Below are 22,001 nucleotides of genomic sequence, written 5' to 3'. Positions count from 1 at the left end.
ATAGATTTCGGGCTTATTTTCAGTTTATATAAGGCTTAAGCTATTGAATTCTCAGTAGTTCAACATCAAAAACTAGGGTAGCATTGGGGGGGATTACGCCACCAGCGCCTCTTGAGCCATACCCTAAATCAGGAGGAATGACTAACTTCCGACGACCGCCTACTTTCATGGTGCCAACGCCTTCATCCCAACCTTTGATCACTCGCCCTTTTCCAATGGGGAAGGAGAATGGCTGTCCGCGATCGCGAGAACTATCAAATTTGCTCCCATCGGTTAAGGTGCCAGTATAGTGAACGACAACCATTTGACCTAGCATAGGTTGCTCACCTGTGCCTTCTACTAAGTCACGATATTGCAAGCCAGATGCGGTGGTGGTGTAATCAGAATCTTCAGTGTCAGTTGAATTCATTTCAGATGTAGGTGTTTGGGCAACAGGAATAGCAGCAACAGTTGTTAGAGTATTATCTGTTTGTAAGGGCTCTGCAGATACTTCGGGAGTGCCGTTAGTAACTTGGGCAATGACCAAAACGGCGCTACAAACAAGGACAATCCCGAAACTGATTAAGATATTACGCAAGATGTTCCTCCGATCGGTTTAGGACAGTGATGCTTTGAATGGTTGGTTTTGATTGAGGAGGCTACCGCCAAAGCTTATTTTCTAAGTCTCGCACTTGTCGCTCCAGTCGATCAATCCTACCGCGTAATTCATCCACTTCAGCCTGTCTTGCTAACCCTAAATCTTGCATCATATTGCGAACTTGGCGCTCCATCTGAGCTTCCCAATCTCCTGGGTCCGAGCGCATTTGTTGTAACAGATCATCTACAAAAGCTTTAGCTTGCTCGGGATTTAACCGTCCTTCATTGACCCATTGATCACTGACTTCCCGAAGTTTATCGGTGACAAAAGAGGTGGTTCCGACCCCAATCATCAACATTTGCTTGAGGAAATTGTTATTGTCCATGAAAACCTCGGGTTTGGGAATGAAGTTGTGATAGTTACGCGGGCTGCTGAACTCCAGCATAGCGAAGTCAAAGAACTTCTCGAAAGTAGGGATAGTACGGTGGCTACTAACACTGGGCTCGGTCTAATGCACGCAATGGATTCCTGAATCAGGAAAAACTTAATCAGGGTAAACTGCCAGCAGACCTTACTGCAAGCTCCAGAATGCGCGTGGAAAATATTGTGAAAGACCGTACCCAACCGAAAAATTCTTCGGTTAGATGGCGAGGGTTTGGTCTCGTTTTTCTCTCGGGCTTAATAATGGGTATTAGCCCCGCACCAGTGGGAACTTGGTGGTTTGCATGGGTTGCTTTGGTGCCCCTGTGGATATACGTTAAACGTGCTCAGGGGCAGGTGTGCTTGGCGATGCGGCTGGGGCTGGCGTGGGGAGTTGGGTATCAGGGTGCTGCCGTGTCTTGGCTAACAGGCTTACATCCCATGACATGGATGGGCCTATCTTGGTGGACTAGTCTTACCATTGCAGTTGTTTGCTGGCTGTTTGTAACGGTTTATGGGGCGTTGATTGCTGCTTTCTGGTCTGGATGGATGGCTTGGAGGGCGTTCAAGTTACCCATTTATAGTCGAATTTTGGTGGGAACAGCAGCTTGGACGACATTGGAGTGGCTCTGGACCCAATCTCCATTATGGTGGACCCCGATCTCTTATACTCAAAGCCCAGCGAACCTAGTGATTCTGCATTTGGGGCGGATCTCCGGACCGACGGTTGTCGTTGCTGCATTAGTGATGGTTAATGGCTGTTTGGCAGAAGGTTGGACCGCTATACGACATCGGTGGCGGTATCGTGGCACTGCGATCGCACTTTTGATCGGTTTACATCTATTAGGTTTGAGCCTTTACCTGCAACCGTTGCAGGCTAATCAGGATACTGCCCTCGATATTGGTATTATTCAAGGCAATGTCCCAACCCGGATCAAATTGTTTAAGCAAGGCCTTGAACTAGGGCGTAAAAATTACGAGGCTGGCTATCGGCAGTTGGCCGATCAAGGTGTTGATGCTGTACTCACTCCAGAAGGGGCTTTCCCCTTTTTATGGCGAGACCAGCCTCCCTTAGTAGAGGCAATTCAAGATAAACAGGTGGTTGCCTGGCTCGGGAGTTTTATGCCTGAAGACCATCGCATTACCCAAAGTTTAATTACCGTTTTGGCTGATGGCAGCATCTTGAGCCGCTACAACAAAATTAAGCTTGTGCCCTTAGGTGAATATATTCCCTTTGAGTCTCTGTTGGGTGGGGTAATCGGTCGGTTGACGCCTGTCGGTACACAGATGAATTTAGGTAAGCCGGATCAACAATTCCTCACCCCTTGGGGACCTGCGATCGCAGGGATTTGTTTTGATTCTGCCTTTCCGCAACTGTTTCAGAAACAAGCTGCCCAAGGCGGAGAGTTTATTCTGACGGCCTCCAATAACGATCCGTATAATACTCGGATGATGGCTCAGCACCATGCCCATGATGTGATGAGAGCCATAGAAACCGATCGGTGGACTGTTCGCTCGACGAATACGGGATACTCTGGTGTGATTAATCCCCATGGCCAAACCTTGTGGCGTTCGCAACCTCTGGTGTTTGCTACCCATGCTGCCACAATTTATCGTCGTCAAACCCAGACTTTATATGTACAGTGGGGAAACTGGTTCTTACCTAGCTTGGTGGTGCTCAGCCTGATTGCGGTAGCCCCCTCTTTCATCAACACCGGTAAGTAAGCTAAGTTAGATAAAACTGGCTTTTCAACTGAGGTATGGCAGCATCGTTTGCCATTTTCCTAGGGTACGCTCTCTATCTTGAACATAACTCGATTTAATAGTATCTCCTCACATCACGATTCAAAGTCAATGAGTAGTAGTCTTGTTCGTCAATCGACGCCAGAAGAGCTAGAACTTCAGAGAAAGCAGTCAGAGCTATTGGATTTGGAAGCTCAGTTAGCACAACGGGAGCTAGAATTGGCTACGTTTCAGGCTGAACTCCACTCGTTTGAGTATCGTTATATGCAGGTTGTGGGTATCCGCCAGGAAGAATTAGAGCGGATTAATGCCCAAATTTCAAAATATTTAACGTTGATGGCGTCTAACCACAACTTTCGGCCATCCGCTCGTTTGAAACAGCTCTATCGAGAAGTGGCCAAACGGATTCATCCTGACCTGGCAACGGATCCTGAAGAGCGTTCCCGCCGCGAACAACTGATGGCCTTCGTCAATCGTGCCTATGAATCGGGGGATGAAGATCGTCTTAGGGCGATTTTGCATGATTGGGAAAGTAGCCCAGACTCTGTCCAAGGGGAAGGGATAACAGCAGATTTAATCCGGACGATTCGTCAAATTGCTCAGAGCCGACAGCGCTTGCAGTCGATTGAAGATAAATTGCAGCAACTATCTCAATCAGATTTGCATCAATTGAGGATGAAGGCAGTAAAGTTGGAACAACTTGGGCAAGATCTTTTGTTGGAAATGTCGCACCGTTTTGATCAAGAAATCTCGATGGCGCAGCAACAGTTGACAGAGCTTAAGGAAAAAATGGGATAGAGATTATGGTGGAGGGGCCCAAGGAACAGTCCGAGCAGGGCAAGTTCAATCTTCCATCTCTTCATGCCCGTGTTGATGATCAAATGTCTTCGTTGATTAAACGCGGGCTAAATCTTGCTAATGAAATTGAAGAAGATCTGGTTAATTCTGGATCTGAAGTGGAAGTCCAGGACAATCCACAGCAGCAGGATCAGGAGCCAGCTGGCTATCAAAGGTCTGAACAGCCTGAATCTCCGTTTCCGCCAGACCCTTTAGAGGGATTGACCCTGGTGCAACCGACCGTAACGAGCCAGCCGACCCTCAATTCGGAAGAGATGGATGAAACCTCTTGGGCGGTGGTTTGGCTGCGGCGAGGGCTGCATAAGTATGAGCAAGCAGACTATATGGGGGCGAAGGATAATTTTAAGCAGGCGATTCACAAGCAGCCCACTTTAGCTGCAGCCCACAACGGTCTGGGAAGTGTTTTGTATCAATTTCGGGATTTTGTCGAAGCGGTGGTTGTTTATAGCCAAGCCTTGGATTATGCACCGGAGAATGCTGAACTCTATTGCAATCTGGCAAGTGCTCTTTATCGTATTCAAAACTATGATGAGGCTGCCCTAGCTTATCAAAAAGCCATTCACTATAATGCTTACTTGCATGCCGCCTATTATGGTTTGGGCCTAGCCCAGTTTCAAATTGGGTTTCAAGAAGAAGCGATGACGGCCTTTGAGCAAGCCACTCAACTGAATATTCGGCATGCCGAGAGCTTTCTGGGATTGGCGGTTACCCATTTTGAATTTGGAGAGTATCAAGAGGCTAGTGTGGCCTTAGAGCAAGCAATGCAGTTAAACCCTGTCTATATCGAAGCCTATTTTAGATTGCAGGATTTTGTAAACGAATAAGGGAATAGCCCAGTCTAGAGATGGAAGTCTCTTCCTCTGATGGCAACGATGATATTGAGGGGAAGGAAAACCTAAGGGATGATTACCGAAAATTGGGATACCAAAACATACCTTTAATCCCTTCTGGATCGGGCATAAACCCTAAATCTCGGTAAAAGTTGACGACATGGGGGTCGGCAAAGAGGGTGATATTGCTAATGTCTTCGCGCCGGAGTTCTTTAATGATTTGTTTCATCAAGGCTTTGCCTAGGCCTTGGCCTTGAAAGTCAGGATGAACCACAACATCCCAAATTGTGGCATTAAACGTATGGTCGGAGGTGGCTCGAGAGAACCCAATGAGGCGATTGTAGCTGCCGCGTTGCTCCCACATGGAGACCACAATAAAGCTATGTTTAAGGGCTTTTTTGACTTTGCGAATAGGGCGGCGTGACCAGCCCACGGCATCGCAAAGCTCTTCTAACTCATACAGATCGATTTCGCGATCTTTGCTGAAGGTGATTTTAGATGGGGCAGCTTTGGAGTCCCGCCCGTTGTTGGAAATCGATAGGGCTGTCCCAATCGAGCCATTCGCAGGGGCTAAGGTCTGAGCAGACGCCCCGTTTGAGCCACCAAATAAGCTTTTCCAAAAACCCATGCAGGAGTGTGTTAAGTGCTAAGTGTAACGAATGGCCTAAATTTTTTTACAAAAGACCACTTAAGTTAGTATAAGCCAGGTCACCGTCGGGATGGGATTTGGTGTCGGAATTATTCCCCTATGTGGGAGTGATGGGTGGTCGTAATATTACTACACAATTACATAATGTATAAAATTTGAGCTGGCTATCCTGGTGCTCTCCCTGATGTATGGGTTAGAGGCGACACTTCCATGAACCTAAAAATTTCTCAGTGTGAATAAATTAAGTTAAGTCTGAGTTGTGCGAGGGTGATTACATTTGCTAATGTAAAACCTTGTAAAGATGAAATACGCTTAATCCACTTATATTGAATAAGATTTACTTATCAAAAGGTTCAAAACCTCCAAAGTTAAACTTATGCAATCTCTGGTAAATTGAGTTTTAGCCAATTCCAGAGTGTTTCTGTTGGAAATATCTTTCTCCAGTATTCCTCTCAAGGCGGCCATCTAAGGAAAGCTATGGTTCGCTTGCCGTTGAAGAGTTGGCATTAGGCGATTTTTGCAGGATAAAATTCAACACTTTTTACAGGCTATCTGAAAAGTTAGCCTCGGTTGTTTTGTCCGGGATTTATCACGTTTAGATGAGGTTGTTCAAGAGCAACATGTCCTATTCACAAACTAGAACTCAGTCAAAAGCCGGATATGATGCTGGCGTTAAAGACTACAAGCTGACTTACTACACGCCGGACTACACCCCAAAAGATACAGATATCCTCGCTGCCTTCCGGATGACTCCTCAACCAGGTGTTCCTCCTGAAGAAGCTGGTGCTGCTGTTGCGGCTGAATCCTCAACGGGAACCTGGACCACTGTGTGGACTGACCTGTTGACCGATTTGGATCGATACAAAGGCCGTTGCTACGACATCGAAGCAGTTGCCAACGAAGATAATCAGTACATTGCCTATATTGCCTATCCCCTCGACTTGTTTGAGGAAGGGTCGGTCGTCAACTTGTTGACCTCCCTTGTGGGTAACGTGTTTGGTTTCAAAGCGCTTCGGGCCTTGCGTCTTGAAGATATTCGCATTCCTGTTGCCTACATGAAGACCTTCCAAGGTCCTCCTCACGGAATTACGGTTGAGCGAGACAAGATCAACAAGTATGGTCGTCCTTTGTTGGGTTGTACCATTAAGCCTAAGTTAGGTCTATCCGCGAAGAACTACGGTAGAGCCGTATATGAGTGTCTACGTGGTGGTCTTGACTTCACCAAGGATGACGAGAACATTAACTCTCAGCCTTTCATGCGCTGGCGCGATCGCTTCCTCTTTGTAGCTGAAGCCATTCATAAAGCCCAAGCGGAAACCGGTGAAATTAAAGGTCACTACCTAAACGTCACCGCGGCTACCTGTGAGGAAATGCTGAAGCGGGCCGAGTACGCTAAAGAACTCGAAATGCCCATCGTCATGCATGACTTTATCACCGGTGGTTTCACAGCTAACACTACGTTGTCTCACTGGTGTCGTGATAATGGCGTTCTGCTCCATATTCACCGCGCCATGCACGCTGTGATTGACCGTCAGAAGAACCACGGTATGCACTTCCGCGTGCTTTCGAAGTGCCTCCGCATGTCGGGTGGTGACCACATCCACACCGGTACAGTTGTGGGTAAGTTGGAAGGTGAAAAAGGCATCACCATGGGATTTGTGGATCTCTTGCGTGAGAACTACGTTGAGAAAGATCTCTCTCGTGGTATCTACTTCACCCAAGACTGGGCTTCTATGGGCGGCGTCATGGCTGTGGCTTCTGGTGGTATTCACGTTTGGCACATGCCTGCTCTGGTTGAGATCTTTGGTGATGACTCTGTTCTCCAGTTTGGTGGTGGAACCTTGGGTCACCCTTGGGGTTGTGCTCCAGGTGCAACAGCTAACCGGGTTGCTCTTGAAGCCTGTGTCCAAGCTCGTAACGAAGGTCGTGATTTGACCCGTGAAGGTGGCGACATTCTGCGTGAAGCTGCTAAGTGGAGTCCTGAACTGGCTGTTGCCTTAGAGGTCTGGAAAGAGATCAAGTTCGAATTCGAGGCAATGGATACAGTCTAATTCCCTTGAAGTTAGGGCAAAGAAAGTCTTTGCCCTTATACGGACAGAGGAAGATACATATTCCTTTTCTTTCTCAGTTAACTCAACGCAATATCTACTCCCTGCTTAAAACAGGGATGTGTTGGATTGCATGGATCACAAACGAGTTTCCAAAGATACAGCCCAAGTGCTGATCAGCTATTTGACCTATCAAGCGGCCAAGTTGGTGGTGACTCAGCTTTATGAGACAAACCCCGGTCTGGGAATTTGGTTGTCGGAATTTTCTTCCACGGATCGAATTCAAGACGGTGAACTTTATCTCAAAGCACTCATGCAAGAGAACCGAGAGTTAGCGTTACGGCTGTTGACCGTGAGAGAGCATTTAGCAGAAGAAGTGGTTGAATTCCTGCCAGAAATGGTCAAAACTGGGATTCAAGAATCGAATGTAGGACATCGGCGACAGCTCCTTGAGCGTATGACCCAAATGTCCACGCCAGAGTCAACTTCTAATGACAATGTGTTTGAAGCGGATGCTGATGAAGAATTGGATTGAACTCTCTTCTGCCCGTAAACTTTTTTGCAGCTTTTTGATGGAAATACTACGGATAAAACCATGAGAACTTTACCCATAGAAAGACGTTTCGAGACTTTTTCCTACTTGCCTCCTCTGAACGATGATCAGATTCGTCGGCAAATTCAGTACATTTTGGATCAAGGCTATATTGCAGCGATTGAGTTTAATGACTCTCCTGAGCCAACCGAATACTACTGGACCATGTGGAAGTTGCCTCTCTTCAAAAATCCTTCTGTTCAGGATGTTTTGTATGAGATTGGTGAGTGCCGCTCTGAGTATTCTGATAAATATGTTCGGGTGGTTGGATTTGACAATATCCGCCAGTGCCAAGTGATGAGCTTTATTGTTCAGAAGCCTGGTAACAATAGTGGGTACCGCCCTTACTAAACTCTAGTGTGAATAGGGTATTAGCTTTTTAAGCTGAACGGAGAGGTAGGTTAACCTACCTCTCCTCCTTTTTGTCAGAAGTGCTGGACGGTCGGCACGAGTGGATAAGGCTTCATGCACAAGGTGAGGGGGATACTTGTAAAAGTTTGCTGCCAATACCTTGACAATTGCTGTAAAGCCTATATGACTGAGCAATAGTGATTGGGTATTTGGATCATGCCGAAAGACGACAAGGATCTGCGGATTTGTTTTGTGGGGGATTCATTTGTTAATGGGGTTGGTGATCTAGGCTGTTTGGGATGGACGGGCCGCATCTGCGCCACGATGTACCGGCGAGGATATGATTTCACCAGCTATAACTTGGGAGTCCGCCAAAGTACAAGTGCAGATATTGAAGACAGATGGTTGTCGGAAGTTCAAGCGCGTTGTCCGGCGGGAACAAATGGTCGAGTAGTGTTTAGTTTCGGGGTGAATGATACCGCCCAAGAATATGATCACTGTCGAGTTGATATGCCCCTGTCTCTAGAGAATGCGCGTCGCGTTTTTAGAACGGCAAAGTTGCGATATCCAATTTTGATGATTGGTCCACCTGCGATCGCAGATCCAGATCATAATGAGCGAGTCAAAGATCTTTCCGAGAACCTCGGCATTCTCAGCCAAGAGCTAGACGTACCTTACCTGGATATTTGGACCCCTCTCTCCCGCTCCAGCATTTGGTTGAACGATATTAAGGCGAGAGATGGCTACCATCCAGGTAGTACGGGCTATACGGAAATGGCCGTGATTATTCAGAAGTGGGTTGCTTGGCTGGACTGGTTTAAGCAAGATCGATCTGAAGAATGAGGGTCTTAGGGTATTACCCTAATCTTGTTGCATAATAGGGTTAGGTCAGTGACAACAGGGTGATATGGATAACCAAGGGTTTCAGGTTGTAAAAGATCTCGTACAGCCAGATGGTCGAGGGCGCATCAGTCTGGGTATGCCTGCTTCAGGGAAAAGCTATCGTGTCCTTATCAACGATGAGGGACAAATTCTCTTGGATCCAGTCGTTCCAGTCCCGGAACGGGAACTGTGGCTGTGGAATAATCCAGATGCTATTTCTTCTGTCCGGAAAGGGATGCAGCAAGTCGTTCAAGGAGAGGTGCATGATCAGGGTTCATTCGCTCAGTATGCAGATCTTGAAGTGGAGGATTGATGCAGTTTCGACTCCGGCTTAGCACTGAGGCGAAAGAAGTGATTGAACGACTGGCTAAGCATGATCCTAAAAAGCACAAGAAAATTCTAAAAACGCTGGGGCTGATGGAGGTAAATCTGAGGCATCCCAGTCTCAAAACCCATAAGTTCTCTTCCTTGGAGGGACCCAATGGAGAGGAGGTCTTTGAAGCATATGTGGAGAATAAAGCGCCAGCTGCGTTCAGAGTGTTTTGGTTTTATGGACCAAATCCAGAAGAAATTACAGTTGTAGCCATTACACCTCATCCTTAATGATTTGGAGTGCTAGATGTAGATGTTTCCGATGATGAAACAAATATGGCTAAATGTTTTGAACCGCAATGGGCAGCCTCTATTACACCTATTAATTCAAAAATTTTAGGTGTGATATCCCTGTTATTAATCCATCTTGATTTTTCCAAAATTTGAGCTTTGACCATGGGGTATTACCTATCGCCTCGATTTTTAGATAGACTGGCCGTCCATATCACCAAAAACTTTATGGCCTTGCCAGGGCTGCGAGTGCCTTTAATTTTGGGGATTCATGGTCGCAAGGGGGAAGGAAAATCCTTCCAGTGCGAGTTACTGTTTGAGCATATGGGCATTGAGCCAGTGCGAATGTCGGCGGGGGAGCTGGAAAGTCCTGATGCGGGAGATCCGGTGCGCCTAATTCGGATGCGTTATCGGGAAGCGGCGGAACTGATCAAAGTGCGGGGCAAAATGTGTGTGCTGCTGATTAACGATCTGGATGCTGGGGCCGGTCGCATGGATCAGACGACTCAATATACCGTCAATACCCAGTTGGTGAATGGCACCCTGATGAATATTGCCGATAATCCTACAGATGTGCAGTTGCCGGGTAGCTATGATACTCAGCCGATCCATCGAGTGCCAATTTTGGTGACGGGCAATGATTTTTCTACCCTCTATGCGCCGCTGGTGCGGGATGGGCGGATGGATAAGTTCTATTGGCAGCCCAATTCCGAGGATCGATTGGGAATTGTTCAGGGGATTTTTGAGCCGGATCGGTTACCCAGTTCTGTGATTGAACAGCTGGTGAATCATTTTGCGGATCAGGCTATCGACTTTTTTGGGGCGTTGCGATCGCGAGTCTATGATGAACAGGTCCGAGACTTTATTCGTTCTATTGGTATTAGCAAAGTATCCACCTATTTGGTCAATTCCCCTGAGCGGCAGGTGCAGATCCAGCCCCCGGCTCTGACTTTGGAGCATTTGATTGATTTGGGTGAGGCCATGGTGGGAGAACAAGATCGCCTACATAACGCTCGCTTGGCCCAAGTCTATGTATCGGGGGCGAAGGCTGAACCCGTGGTACCGTCATCTCCAACGTCTGCACCAGAACCCGACAGCTACCTTCAGGCTGAGATTGAGAAGCAACATCAGGGAGGCTGGCCGGACCATATTGCTAGCCATGAAATTGAGCATCTATTTCAACAGGCTATGCGTCAGGACAGCCAACTTAATTTGGAGACGGCTACGCCTCGAGAAAAGGCGGGTAATGTCTGGCGCAGCTGGTCTTGGCCCCAAGCACCTCGAACGGTCACGGATGCCATGGCGGGGTTACAAGCCTGTCTGCAAGATCATCCCCGAAGTTACATTAAGCTGATTGGGTATGATACTCGTACCCAAACCCGTACTCTAGAAGAATTGATTGTTCGTCCTCAGTAATTCCGTTCATTGCGATCTTTGCCCATGACTTCTTTTACGCCTCCTGGATCTAGCCCCGATATTGATGTCGACGAGCTTTTACTGATGCTTCGCCGTAAGCAGAAAACCTGGGTAGATTGGGGGATGGCCTGCCAGCAGCTCCAGAAAGCGGGCTATAGTCCTCAGCAGATTTTTGAAGAATCTGGGATTGAACCGATTCAACAAAACCAGATTGTTGTGGCGGGGCAGGTCTATCAAAATCTGAAGGACAAGGGGGCAGATGCGGCTTGCCAGTATTTTGGGGAACGCCGTAGCGATATTCTCTATGAATTTCGAGTGCTGAATCAGGATGGACGAGCGGAAGCGGCGACCCTGGCGGCAGAGAAGCAGTTGGATGCGGATGAAGCCCGTGCGATCGCAAAGGCGATGAAGGAGTACAGTCGCCTCTCGGAGACTCCGGTGGGATTCACAGATACACCAGGGGATGCGATGGCCTATCGATGCTGGTATTTCGCCCGTCAAAAGGATGATTTGCAGGAGCGATCGCGGTTAATCGGTCAGGGGTTAAAGTTTGCCCATAGCGATTCAGCCCGGGAAAAGTTGCAAATGCTGTTAAGCGATTTCTCAGTGGTAAAAGCAAAAGAGGCTCCCCGCCTGCCGTTTTTCCGGTTGGAGTCGGAGGAGGAGCTGCCCCGGTTGATGCCTGTGGTGGGTCACTTGCCGTTGACGGTGGATGATTTAAAGGCAGTGCCAGTAGTGGAAGAAGAAGAGCCTTTTGGAATGGTTCAGTTTTCGGGTAACTGTACTTGGGTGCCAGTTCCAGGGTGGCAGGTGATTTTACGAGCGGAGGATCCGGTGGCGTTGTTGGCTCAGGTGCAGGATTTAGGTCCGGATTTGCCTCGGCCGACGGAGGAGGTGCTGGTGATTATTGATCGGGATCAGCGACAGTGGCATGAGGACTGCTATTTTCTGATAGAGGTGGATGGGCATTTGCAGGTGCAGTGGTTTGCGGAGGCTCCTGAGCAAAAGCTTTATGGGCAGGTTGTTTTAGTGATGCGGCCTAAGCGGATTTTGGATGAGAATTTTACTAAGGATCCTTGGCATACGGATGAGTAGAGATCTGTTAAATTTTCGATTCAGTATGTGAAAAACTTCTACCCTGTGCCAAGTAGACGGGGTGTGCTGCTCCCAAATCTGTGGTTGAGGTTACACGCAATGCCAAACCGTAGATATTGTGTGTCATCTTAGAGTCCAATGGCACTGAGATAAGCTTAATCAAGCAGCCAGATTGGCTTTGAGGACAGAGCGCGGTTGTCGCATTCTGGGGAAGGGCTTAGGTCTTCGTTTAACGACCCTGGGTTCGAGCCGATGGGGTCGAACAGGCAGAAGGTCAGTAGCAATATTTTCAAGCAGATGAGCATACAACCGTTGACGTATAGCTTGTGTGGCCGTTGCTAACAAAACCAGCATCTGATTAAAGTGTTGTCGAGCCCCTTGTAAAGAGAGTCGAGAGCGGTCATATTCTGCCCATGGGGCAGCCTGTTCCATGAGACTTCTCAATAAGTTGTAGCCTAGCAAATGAGACCAAATATCCTTGCGCACCATTTCAGGTGTCTTTGCCGTGAGCATTTCCATCTTTAAGGTGGTTTTGAGGTGTCTCAAATTGACTTCAGCCGCCTGCCATCGCCATCCGTACAAGCGAGTCAATTGTTTAGCACTATAGCGCTGAGCATCCAGTAAGGTTGTGACGACGATAATGAACTGGTCTCGAAAGCCTCGACGCGATAGACGTAGCGATACCTCCCTGACTGTCAACGTTTTGGGAATCTCTGCAAACTCCGTTGCACTCATGTGGGCGGGACACCGTGTGGGCTTTTGCCATTGAACTTGGTGGTCTCCTATCCCGTTCTTACGTCCTTTACGGAAGTCTGTATGACGGGCATGATGTTTACGTAAAACCCCATCGGCTCCTTGTTGTTGAATCAGGGCTAGATCAACATAGCTGCCATAGGCTTGATCTGCTATGGCCACATCATCAACCTCCAGATCCTCATAAAGCAGCCGACTGATGACGATTTCACTCATGCTCCAGGGGGCAATGCAGGCTGAGACCACTGCCCCTGTGATTAAGCAAAAAAACACCACTAAACGGGCAATGGGGAATCCACAGCCAGGAGCCTGATTGCCATGTTGAGGATACTCCCCTTGGTTCGCCGCACTATCAGCCATCAGCACTGTCGTGCCGTCATAGACTTTCACTGTTCGATTACACCAGTGGTGTTCTTGGGGAATGCTTTGCTCTATGTGATTAGTAGTTTCGGGAATTAACCTTTGCAGCAGGGACTCAGGTAATCTTCCTCGGGCTTTACTGTAGGCTCCTGTATCTGATGATGGGGGTTGGAGTCCTGCGGCAGTGAGCCAGGTGGTGATGCATTTGACCGTGTTGCGCAAGCTTTTGTCTGCAGATAATGCTTGGTAGAGCATGGCCCACAACGTAACGATGGGCGTATACACACGGTTGCGATAGGAGATTGATTCCTCTGCTAGGATGTCGGTCAGCCTTGAAGCGGGAAGAATATCCGTCCAGGGCAATCCCAGGCTTTGGGAAAACTGATGCTTGAGAATTTCGGCTGACTGAGACATAGTAGAAGGCAGATTATTGATGGATTGCAAGTCTTGATTCTATATCTATCAAGACTTGCAGCCCTTTTCTGCTTTCTTAAGTCAGTGACATTGATCTTAGAGTCAGCGCTTCTAAAAATAATGAATCCGTAAGATCGCGAACTCACGTTATGACGGCTATTACGCTCAATCTAGAACCGGTAGTGACACTGACCGATGAGCAGTTTTATAAGCTGTGTATGGCCAATAAAGACGTGGCTATGGAGCGTAGCCCAATGGGAGAATTGATCATTATGCCCCCAGTTGGTGGTGGAAGTGGAAGCAAGGAAGCAGACTATATTACTGACCTCAATCTCTGGAATCGTCAGGCTGGCTTAGGAGTAGTCTTTAGTTCGTCTACTATGTTCAAGCTGCCTGGTGGAGGTGATGGCCGAAGGCCGGTCTAGGACCATCGTTCTCCTGATGCGGCCTGGGTGAGCCAAGAACGCTGGGATGCGCTATCGCCAGAGGAAAAGGAGCAGTTTCCGCCCATTTGCCCTGATTTTGTGATTGAACTACGCTCAAAAAGCGATCGCTTAGGACCTCTACAGGAAAAGATGTTGGAGTACTTAGACAGTGGTTTGAGGTTGGGGCGGTTGATTAATCCTCAGGACCAGACGGTAGAGATATATAGAGTGGGGCAAGAGGTTGAATTTGTGCAGCTTCCGGCTACTGTGTTTGGGGCAGATGTATTGCCAGGGTTTGCACTTGAGTTAAGCTGAATAACCCTTATTGGTTATGATTCAGGGTTAATGGGATTCAGAGCAATATGTCTTGTGAGTCTACTGTACTCTAAAGCAGAGTATAGGAAGCTTCTGCGTGAATGGTGACCTGGGAGATAGAGTTTCATGATGCTTGTGAGCTAGGGTTTGACTTTTTATCGGCTGTAGTGGGAAACAGATAAGCAGCTGATCAAGAAGGCTTATTAGCGATTTGATGAGCATCTAAGGCAGTTGCAGGATGGGTAAGGACAATGGGAAATACGTTGGAAGAGAAGCTACAGGAGCTGTCATTTTGAGATCTCGGAGTCGAATGGCAGACCTCGTATCTCTATCTGATGGGGAAAAATCATCCACGGTGTTAGTGAACTGAAAGAAATATTTCAGACTATCTGAATAGTAATTAAGGATAAAGGTTAGGGTTGCTAATGGCAATTTTATGAAATCTGGCTACCCAGTGCTGATAATTTCGTTTACTCCAAAAACCCCAAATTGAGGTAATTGAAAAATAATAAAATTATGGCGTGGAAGTGATAAAAGTATGGTCTGATGGCAAGATGGCTGCTCAAGTTTCAGGATCCTCAACATGACCCTTAAAATCCGTCTTCCAGGAGAACTCCGTCCATCTAACGACATTACTCCAACCTTCAAGACATATGCTGATATCTTTCAGGTCGAAGAAGAAACCAATGTCAGTCTTTCCCGCAGCCGAGGTACTCATCAAAGCATTGTCATTGATGATGTCCAACCTGATGACGTGTTGGAACTCACCTGGGAAGACGGGATTATTGAACTGATTAGAGCCGATGAACTCAATGCTCGCTATGGTGAGATAAACCGCGACGTCAGTGACGACGCCATCAGTGTTCCCGCTCGTAGACCGATGGGTGGAACTAACAGAGGTCTAGCAGATATTGGTCTCAATATCATTAAACGCATCAAGAGCAGCTTTATAGAGAAAGCAACAGAAGACGCCACCACAATTATTGCCCAGACACTTGAACCACGACACATGGAGAAGCCAGGGCTCTACCATCTTGGCCCAGATGGAGTGCGCACAACTTTCGCCCACGATCTTCAAGTCTCTCCAGACCCCTATCTTGTCCTAATTCATGGTACTTTCAGTTCCACTGCTGGCTCTTTTGATAAGTTATTCACTTCTGTCGAATGGAAGCGACTCTATCAAGGTTATGTAGAGGGGCATGTCCTTGCCTTAGAGCACTTTACGGTCACTAAAAGTCCTGTTGACAATGCGCTTCAAATTCTCTCAGAACTTCCCCAGGGAGCTAAATTACATTTACTCACCTATTCCAGAGGTGGATTGATTGGAGATTTATTCTGTCGTCCAGATTGGGAAAATGAGGAAGTCGAACAATTCTTCCCTCAGAGTACCTATCCCGATGCTCAAGCACAACTCAACCAGTTTAGAGACCAACGAAAAAACAAAGACGTTAAAATTGAGCGATATGTTCGAGTGGCCTCTCCAGCTGCGGGCACCCTACTGGCATCTGAGCGAGCAGATACTTACCTCAACATTATCCTTACATTAGTAGGTAAACTAACTAGCCCCGCCGCTGCAGCTGCCTATGAATTTATCAAAGCCACCGCATTAACGATTATTAAAACGCGCACTAAAGCCGATAAACTCCCAGGACTTGAGGCCATGATGCCTCATATGGATAAAGGCTATATCCCCTTTCTAAACTCTGCCAAAGCATTAGATGAAAAGCAGGAGATTGGGATTATCGCGGGAGATCTTTCTGAAGGAGGGGCATTGACTCGAGTCAAAGCCTTCTTTGCAAATCTCTATTATCGCGAAGATAACGACCTCGTGGTTGATAGCAAATCCATGTTTCGCGGTGTCCCCCGCGAAAATGCCTGGGGCCTATATGCGCGCGGCCCCCATGCTGATCATTTCTCTTACTTTAAGGAAGATGCTACCCGCATCCCCATCGTGGGCTGGTTAGAAGACAAAAAAGAAGGATTTTCTCCGCTTCGTTCTAATGATGATTATGGCGGATTAAGAGGAAATAGCACACGTGCAATTCCCGATAACAAGCCCACCACAGGAGAGCGACCTGTGTTGTTCTTCCTACCCGGCATTATGGGCTCACATTTAGCCCACGATAGTGATCGACAATGGATTCACCCAGGGCGTATTGCGTTTGGAGGTATAAGCAAACTAAAAATTGATACAGGAAAGATTTATCAAGAAGAACCTTATCAAGATCAGATTTCGCCTGATGGCCTCATTAATCTAGTCTATGAGCGACTCTACGATAGGCTTATTAAACATTATGACGTCCTAACCTTTGACTTTGACTGGCGAATCCCTATTCGGGACTCTGCAGCATTGTTAGTTGAGCAGATTAAGGCAGAACTATCTAATCATCAACAGCCAATTCGCATCCTTGCTCATTCCATGGGAGGGCTTGTAGCTCGGTCTATCCTGTCAGAATATCCACGCGTATGGGAAAAAATGACGCAACGTGGCGGACGACTTGTCATGTTAGGAACTCCAAACTATGGTTCTTATGTGCCCGCCCAGGTCGTCACGCAAAAACATAAGCTCCTCCAAACCCTAGCCAAAGTTGACCTAAGGAATTCGCTTAAGGATTTAACTGTGCTAGTACGGGATTTTCCTGGTTTGATGGAAATGCTGCCCTATAAAACCCTAGAGGAGGACGGTGCCGAAAAAGCCTTTGATTTGATCACTCCAGAAAGCTGGAATGGATTCGAAGCATATCGTCCCGATCCAACAATACTGGAGAACGCCAAAGCGTTTCGGCAACGACTCAATCAAGCTATTGATGCCGACTATATGGTCTATGTGGCAGGTCATGATAAGGCCACTCCCACAACGATGGAAAAAGCGGACAACAAAGTGACGTTTCGCTATACTGGTCGTGGAGATGGTGCCGTGCCCTGGGAACTTGGACGGCTTCCCAAAGTGGAGACCTACTATGTGGATGCCGAGCATGGTCAACTCCCCAATTATCCACCCGCCTTCGACGGCTATCTAGAACTACTATCTGACGGTAGAACCAATAAGCTTTCGAATAGTCCCCCTGTAATTCAGCGGGATACTGAAACAGAGCTATTTACCTTAGCAGAAGAAGAGCAAGAACTCGAACTCCGAGTGTATCCGAATGAGGCCGATATCTTTGAGGCGATCGCGGGTCGGGCCTGGGAACTTCAGCCGGATTTTACAGCGCCAATCAAACTAGAAGTTACAAACGCTGATATTCGTGAAGCAAAATATCCCGTTATCGCCGGTCATTATATCGGAGATCCCATCGTCAGCGTTGAATCTGTATTAGACAAAGCCATCGGTGGGACGATGTCCCGTGATCTCCAGATTGGGCGTTATCCTGGGCCCCATGGAACAGTGCGGATCTATGACACAACAGAAAACCTTAAAGGCGGTGTTATTGTCACGGGGTTAGGTGAAGTCGGGAAACTCCAAAAGCTTTCTTTAGAAGGTGATCTCGTTTCTGCCATGTTGGAATATGCATTACGCCATATCCCAGAAGACGCAGCCCCACTCAATGAACTCAGTCTAAGCAGTATCCTTATCGGCAGCTTTGGCGGATCACGCATTACTGTGGAAGAATCAGTTTCCTCGATTTTCAATGCAGCCCTAACGACTAATCATATTTTGACCGAAAAACATCTGGGTAACTGTGTCCAAATTCGGTGCATTGAAATAGTCGAACTCTACCGAGATATTGCGATCAATGCTGGACATGCAGCGCAAACGCTACGGATCCGTCATGAACAGGAAGTTGATGTAACATCAAAACTTAATATTAGAGCTAGTGGTCGCAGCAGTCGTCCCATTTCTCCTTATGGCGCAGGTTGGAGCCGGAGAATTCAGATCACAAACTATGACAAATATGAGGGGTTAAAGTTTTTCGTCACTACAGATATGGCACGCAGTGAACCCTACATCCGCATAATCCAGTGGAAGTATGTGGATAATCTATTATCAGAATCGATGACAGATCCTATCTGTTCTTGCGCAACTCTATTCCAATACTTGCTTCCCTATCAGTTCTTAGATAATGCTTTAGATACGCCAGACTTGGTCTTAGGATTAGATAGTCACACGGCTCGAATTCCTTGGGAATTACTCGACCCTGATCATGATAAAACTTCTGGGCAATTGCCTTTAGGGGTCCGAGTTGGTGTGCTCAGAACGTTGTCTACCCCTGAATGTAGAGAAAATCCGCGTAGAGCCTCAGGTCGCAAAGCCTTAGTCATTGGTGATCCAGTAGGTGTTAATCCACAACTGCCTGGTGCAAAGAAAGAAGCCATAGCTATTGCTGACTATCTAGAAAAATCTAACATCAAACCAGAACGTCAGATTGGCACAGATACTAAATCTATCTTCAAGGCTTTATATAAAGATGAATATGACATTATTCACATTGCCGCTCATGGTGATTACAACGCAGAAGACCCTTCTAAGTCAGGTGTTTTGATTGGACAAGAGGATTTCCTCACGACGGGTGAGTTTAAAAATCTGAAAGCAGTACCCTCCATTGTCTTTTTGAATTGCTGCCATTTAGGAAAATTAGGTGAAGGGAGTTTGGGCCGCAACTCCCAACCGGGTCACTTAGCCGCGAGTTTAGCTCAAAAGTTGATTGAGATGGGGGTTGGCGTCGTGGTTGTGGCGGGATGGGCTGTGGGAGATCAGTCTGCTCAAGTCTTTGCAAAAAACCTCTATGAACAGTTGATTGGAGGTAATACCCTGATGAACGCAGTACGACTTGCTCGTGCTGCCACCTACAATACTGGTAGCCCCAATGACTTAACCTGGGGAGCTTATCAAGTCTATGGAGATCCAGGATTTACGTTTTACTGGGTGGATCGTCGTAATCCCACTCAGTTTCACAATCATGTGTTTGTCTCCCCAGATGAACTCCAAGAACATCTTCAAGATTTTTCCCAACGAGCGAATGGTGCGGATGACCTTAAACGTCTGAGCCTTAAGCGCCAACTCGACGAATTAGCTCAAAATATAGATCCTCAATGGCAACATAAAGGTGAAATCACGTCTGGACTTGGTAAAGCCTATTCTGACTTAGGCTATTATGCTGAGGCTGTCTTTTGGTATGAAAAAGCGATCGAAACATCGAAAGCTCCGATTGAGGCTATTGAGCGGCTCGTTAATATGAAAGCTCGTGCTGCCGAACAAATATTAAAACCTATCCCTCATCAACCTCCTTTAACGCCAAAACAAAAGGACAAAGCAGAGAGCTGGTTCGCCAGTGCGCAAGACCAGATAAATGGATTATTGGCAATTCAAGAATCATCAGAACGCTATAGCTTATTGGGATCAATCTTAAAACGATTAGCAAAGACAGCCCCTAAAGATGTGCGTAAACCACGTATTAAAGAGGCTCGAAATGCTTATGCAGCTGCCTGTGGTCAGAAACCTGAAAATCTCTACTATCCACTTTCCCAACAAGTGGCCTTAGACCTCTGCCTCGATCCCAATCGCGATATCGATAAAGAGTTGAAGGAGATCGAGAAGAGTGCTAAATCCCACGATGATGAATGGAGTCAGGCTGCTCTCGCAGAAGTAGCTCTGCTTCGCTACTTAAGTATCCATGAGTCAGAAGCATCTGTAGAAGATATCGCAAAAGCCTATTATCTGGCTTGGACGAAAGGGACGGGTCGTACTCAACGAGAAAAAGATTCAGCTTTTGATCAACTTGATTCTCTGATTGAACTCAGTAGTTACAAGGACACTTGTCAAAGAGTAAAAGATCTCTTGATGCGGCTAATGGATACTTAGTTTGGATTATTCATGAGGTATTTGAGTGTCATAGGGAAAAGCTTAGACCATAGCAGGTTCAATATCTTCAAAGAATTGGCTCTCCGGAAATTTGCGTGGTAGCCCTAGATATGGGAAACCGTTAGCCTTGAGTAGCAAAAATTGAGGAATCATCGCTCGCCTGACAAGCCGATTATTTTTTCTAAGCTATACTCTGCCTTCCTTTCATGAATTATCCTCACTGCCATTCAAATCGAGTCTCATTTCTTCAGCGTACAACCAATTTCGGTTATGCCATGTTCTGCTGTAAGCGATGCCATCGAACTTACAATGGGCGTACAGACACTCCCTTCAATTACCCCGAATTCAATAAATCCGATCTGGACGTCATACCAGTAAAAAATTTCAGATAAAACTGTAACTTTCTGTTTAAATGCTCCCGCTGGTTCATGTACTGATAACTAGATGCCATACTTCTGTCTGAATAGTGATTAACTAATTTGTAAAGGTTAATCACTATTCAGGCATTCTGCCACGATTATTCATGGCCTTAACATTGCAACTCTTTGTGTTAGACACGATTTATTTCCCCAGTGAACTGCGGGAAAAATCGAGACGACCAATACCTAAATACTGGCTTTCAGTAGATCCAGCAGGTGTCCCTCGCACTTCAAACATATAGGTTCCCACCGAAGGATTCCGCACTGGGCGAACAGCCATCGTAATTGTCTGGCCTGGAGCAATAGGTCTATCAAACGTGACTGTTAACGTCCGAATGGATGGATCACTGACCACGATATTTATCGGCAATGCCTCACCCTTATTCCGCTTTGTCCCCTCAAATGCTTTCACAGAAGTTGCCTTAAAACGGGGATATTGAACCCCTTGCTTCAAAATAAACTCCACCTTTTGCAACGGTTGAGCGGCATCTGGCGGAATATCAATCGTAAAGAAGTAAGTGGCTCCTAGAGATCGAGCATCTCGATTTGTTGTAGAAGTGCTGACAAGCTGAGGGGGGCGATCAAAAGTAACCTTTGGGCCTCTGGGGAGGGCTGGGAGAGCAGGTGCATCGATCACTTGCGCTACCGCTGTTGATTCTTGAATGGGTGCTGGAATGGGTTGTGGAGTCTCCTGGGGCTTAGCCTCCATCTTCTTGGATAGTCGTACAAAGGTATTGATGGGTATTCCCAAATTGAACCCAGCTTTAATCACGCTGCGGTCGCCTTGATAACCCGGCAAGACCACCTCTCTCCCTTCGGCTAAGCCATGAATGCCCACCACTTTGCCATCATCATTAAAGACAGGTCCGCCACTCATCCCTGCTCGGGTGACGTTGGTATACACCATCTTGTAACCCTTGCCGATGGATTGGGGCGGCAGGCCGGAAATTTCGCCAGATGTGAATTGATAGATATGGGGCAAGGCACTACCCGATGCAGGCCAACCTGAAATAAAGACCTTATCACCTTCTGTTAACTGATCAGAGTTGCCGAGTTTTGCCAAGGAGTAAGACTGCTTACTCGTAAAACTCACCAGTGCTAAATCTACATTCGGCAGCTTCTGTACCGATTGATAATTCAAGGCATATTCTGTCCCATCTGGGGCCACGATGTCGTACTCGTCAGGCGTGGCAACCACATGTTCTGCCGTGAGGGCATAGTAAGTATTTTCCTTTTTCCCCACCAACACTCCTGAACCAGGATTTTGGCCTTTCACCAAAATGGTGGACTCTTTGGCAATTTGATTCACCTCTGTTCCAGATAGCGCTTGGGCTGGTTGCACCATTACCAAAGCAGTTCCTACAGTCAAGGCAGGCAAAAGCACTTTAAATCGCTGCATGGGGATAACCCTTACTCACTTGAATTCATTATCGGCGAAGTTTATTCAGATG

General features: G+C 47.0%; 17 protein-coding genes and 2 pseudogenes. 13 read left to right on the top strand and 6 right to left on the bottom strand.

Annotated elements, in window-relative coordinates:
• Positions 1–40: 40 nt before the first annotated feature.
• Together I1H34_RS20530 and I1H34_RS20525 are read right to left on the bottom strand one after the other, a co-directional pair.
• The gene (locus I1H34_RS20530) at positions 41–577 is read right to left on the bottom strand and encodes an FKBP-type peptidyl-prolyl cis-trans isomerase (RefSeq protein ID WP_212662802.1); all 537 of its coding nucleotides are present in this window, start codon (positions 575–577) and stop codon (positions 41–43) included.
• 61 nt (positions 578–638) lie between these two features.
• Positions 639–962, bottom strand: a complete 324-nt coding sequence (locus tag I1H34_RS20525) for a phasin family protein (protein ID WP_212662801.1) — start codon at positions 960–962, stop codon at positions 639–641.
• Between the two features lie 203 nt (positions 963–1,165).
• On the opposite strand from I1H34_RS20525, the gene lnt reads away from it, so the two are divergent.
• The 3 genes from lnt (at position 1,166) to I1H34_RS20510 (ending at position 4,422) form a co-directional block, all read left to right on the top strand.
• Positions 1,166–2,722 carry an apolipoprotein N-acyltransferase gene (lnt, locus tag I1H34_RS20520; protein WP_249369441.1) on the top strand — a complete coding sequence of 519 codons (1,557 nt, stop codon included), beginning with the start codon at positions 1,166–1,168 and terminating at the stop codon, positions 2,720–2,722.
• A 129-nt stretch (positions 2,723–2,851) separates the two neighbouring features.
• On the top strand, positions 2,852–3,538 hold the full coding sequence (locus I1H34_RS20515; RefSeq protein WP_212662800.1) for a J domain-containing protein: 687 nt from the start codon (positions 2,852–2,854) through the stop codon (positions 3,536–3,538).
• Positions 3,539–3,543: 5 nt separating this feature from the next.
• Entirely contained in the window at positions 3,544–4,422 is an 879-nt protein-coding gene (locus tag I1H34_RS20510; protein WP_249369439.1) for a tetratricopeptide repeat protein, read from the top strand.
• 82 nt (positions 4,423–4,504) lie between these two features.
• Here the strand turns inward: I1H34_RS20510 and I1H34_RS20505 are convergent, their stop codons facing one another.
• Entirely contained in the window at positions 4,505–5,056 is a 552-nt protein-coding gene (locus I1H34_RS20505; protein WP_212662799.1) for a GNAT family N-acetyltransferase, read from the bottom strand.
• A 641-nt stretch (positions 5,057–5,697) separates the two neighbouring features.
• On the opposite strand from I1H34_RS20505, the gene I1H34_RS20500 reads away from it, so the two are divergent.
• The 6 genes from I1H34_RS20500 (at position 5,698) to I1H34_RS20475 (ending at position 9,553) form a co-directional block, all read left to right on the top strand.
• A complete protein-coding gene (locus I1H34_RS20500) occupies positions 5,698–7,128 on the top strand; it encodes a form I ribulose bisphosphate carboxylase large subunit (protein ID WP_212662798.1) in 1,431 nt (476 codons plus the stop codon).
• A gap of 130 nt (positions 7,129–7,258) precedes the next feature.
• Entirely contained in the window at positions 7,259–7,660 is a 402-nt protein-coding gene (gene rcbX / locus I1H34_RS20495; RefSeq protein WP_212662797.1) for a RuBisCO chaperone RbcX, read from the top strand.
• 60 nt (positions 7,661–7,720) lie between these two features.
• Positions 7,721–8,068 (top strand): ribulose bisphosphate carboxylase small subunit, encoded by a 348-nt coding sequence (locus I1H34_RS20490; protein WP_212662796.1) that lies wholly within the window; start codon positions 7,721–7,723, stop codon positions 8,066–8,068.
• A 216-nt stretch (positions 8,069–8,284) separates the two neighbouring features.
• The gene (locus I1H34_RS20485) at positions 8,285–8,911 is read left to right on the top strand and encodes a GDSL-type esterase/lipase family protein (protein ID WP_212662795.1); all 627 of its coding nucleotides are present in this window, start codon (positions 8,285–8,287) and stop codon (positions 8,909–8,911) included.
• A 64-nt stretch (positions 8,912–8,975) separates the two neighbouring features.
• A complete protein-coding gene (locus I1H34_RS20480) occupies positions 8,976–9,263 on the top strand; it encodes a hypothetical protein (protein WP_212662794.1) in 288 nt (95 codons plus the stop codon).
• A complete protein-coding gene (locus I1H34_RS20475; RefSeq protein WP_212662793.1) occupies positions 9,263–9,553 on the top strand; it encodes a hypothetical protein in 291 nt (96 codons plus the stop codon). The genes I1H34_RS20480 and I1H34_RS20475 overlap by 1 nt, the downstream gene beginning before the upstream one ends.
• On the opposite strand, the gene I1H34_RS20470 is transcribed toward I1H34_RS20475, so the two are convergent.
• Complete coding sequence (locus I1H34_RS20470; protein ID WP_212662792.1) at positions 9,550–9,720, bottom strand: hypothetical protein; 171 nt, start codon at positions 9,718–9,720, stop codon at positions 9,550–9,552. The two genes, I1H34_RS20475 and I1H34_RS20470, sit on opposite strands and share 4 nt — an antisense overlap.
• Between I1H34_RS20470 and I1H34_RS20465 the strand changes: the two genes are divergently transcribed.
• Together I1H34_RS20465 and I1H34_RS20460 are read left to right on the top strand one after the other, a co-directional pair.
• On the top strand, positions 9,719–10,969 hold the full coding sequence (locus I1H34_RS20465; RefSeq protein ID WP_212662791.1) for an AAA family ATPase: 1,251 nt from the start codon (positions 9,719–9,721) through the stop codon (positions 10,967–10,969). The genes I1H34_RS20470 and I1H34_RS20465 overlap by 2 nt on opposite strands.
• Before the next feature lie 24 nt (positions 10,970–10,993).
• Positions 10,994–12,064 carry a RuBisCO accumulation factor 1 gene (locus tag I1H34_RS20460; RefSeq protein WP_212662790.1) on the top strand — a complete coding sequence of 357 codons (1,071 nt, stop codon included), beginning with the start codon at positions 10,994–10,996 and terminating at the stop codon, positions 12,062–12,064.
• 159 nt (positions 12,065–12,223) lie between these two features.
• On the opposite strand, the pseudogene I1H34_RS20455 reads toward I1H34_RS20460, so the two are convergent.
• Positions 12,224–13,643: pseudogene (locus tag I1H34_RS20455) on the bottom strand (IS4 family transposase).
• A gap of 97 nt (positions 13,644–13,740) precedes the next feature.
• On the opposite strand from I1H34_RS20455, the pseudogene I1H34_RS20450 reads away from it, so the two are divergent.
• Both I1H34_RS20450 and I1H34_RS20445 read left to right on the top strand, forming a co-directional pair.
• Positions 13,741–14,331 (top strand): annotated as a pseudogene (locus tag I1H34_RS20450) (Uma2 family endonuclease).
• A 583-nt stretch (positions 14,332–14,914) separates the two neighbouring features.
• On the top strand, positions 14,915–20,131 hold the full coding sequence (locus I1H34_RS20445; protein ID WP_212662788.1) for a DUF7379 domain-containing protein: 5,217 nt from the start codon (positions 14,915–14,917) through the stop codon (positions 20,129–20,131).
• Between the two features lie 561 nt (positions 20,132–20,692).
• On the opposite strand, the gene I1H34_RS20440 is transcribed toward I1H34_RS20445, so the two are convergent.
• Positions 20,693–21,949 carry a DUF2808 domain-containing protein gene (locus I1H34_RS20440; RefSeq protein WP_212662787.1) on the bottom strand — a complete coding sequence of 419 codons (1,257 nt, stop codon included), beginning with the start codon at positions 21,947–21,949 and terminating at the stop codon, positions 20,693–20,695.
• Positions 21,950–22,001 lie beyond the last annotated feature (52 nt).

Origin of the sequence: Acaryochloris marina S15, from assembly GCF_018336915.1 — a bacterium.
GTDB lineage: Bacteria > Cyanobacteriota > Cyanobacteriia > Thermosynechococcales > Thermosynechococcaceae > Acaryochloris > Acaryochloris marina_A.
The sequence above is the reverse complement of the archived record's forward strand: the minus strand, read 5'-3'. Positions and strand labels throughout refer to the sequence as shown.

Coding starts and splice junctions, on each gene's coding strand:
- I1H34_RS20525 (WP_212662801.1), bottom strand. CDS start 962: ATGGACAATAACAATTTCCTCAAGCAAATGTTGATGATTGGGGTCGGA.
- lnt (WP_249369441.1), top strand. CDS start 1,166: ATGCGCGTGGAAAATATTGTGAAAGACCGTACCCAACCGAAAAATTCT.
- I1H34_RS20515 (WP_212662800.1), top strand. CDS start 2,852: ATGAGTAGTAGTCTTGTTCGTCAATCGACGCCAGAAGAGCTAGAACTT.
- I1H34_RS20510 (WP_249369439.1), top strand. CDS start 3,544: ATGGTGGAGGGGCCCAAGGAACAGTCCGAGCAGGGCAAGTTCAATCTT.
- I1H34_RS20505 (WP_212662799.1), bottom strand. CDS start 5,056: ATGGGTTTTTGGAAAAGCTTATTTGGTGGCTCAAACGGGGCGTCTGCT.
- I1H34_RS20500 (WP_212662798.1), top strand. CDS start 5,698: ATGTCCTATTCACAAACTAGAACTCAGTCAAAAGCCGGATATGATGCT.
- rcbX (WP_212662797.1), top strand. CDS start 7,259: ATGGATCACAAACGAGTTTCCAAAGATACAGCCCAAGTGCTGATCAGC.
- I1H34_RS20490 (WP_212662796.1), top strand. CDS start 7,721: ATGAGAACTTTACCCATAGAAAGACGTTTCGAGACTTTTTCCTACTTG.
- I1H34_RS20485 (WP_212662795.1), top strand. CDS start 8,285: ATGCCGAAAGACGACAAGGATCTGCGGATTTGTTTTGTGGGGGATTCA.
- I1H34_RS20480 (WP_212662794.1), top strand. CDS start 8,976: ATGGATAACCAAGGGTTTCAGGTTGTAAAAGATCTCGTACAGCCAGAT.
- I1H34_RS20475 (WP_212662793.1), top strand. CDS start 9,263: ATGCAGTTTCGACTCCGGCTTAGCACTGAGGCGAAAGAAGTGATTGAA.
- I1H34_RS20465 (WP_212662791.1), top strand. CDS start 9,719: ATGGGGTATTACCTATCGCCTCGATTTTTAGATAGACTGGCCGTCCAT.
- I1H34_RS20470 (WP_212662792.1), bottom strand. CDS start 9,720: ATGGTCAAAGCTCAAATTTTGGAAAAATCAAGATGGATTAATAACAGG.
- I1H34_RS20460 (WP_212662790.1), top strand. CDS start 10,994: ATGACTTCTTTTACGCCTCCTGGATCTAGCCCCGATATTGATGTCGAC.
- I1H34_RS20445 (WP_212662788.1), top strand. CDS start 14,915: ATGACCCTTAAAATCCGTCTTCCAGGAGAACTCCGTCCATCTAACGAC.
- I1H34_RS20440 (WP_212662787.1), bottom strand. CDS start 21,949: ATGCAGCGATTTAAAGTGCTTTTGCCTGCCTTGACTGTAGGAACTGCT.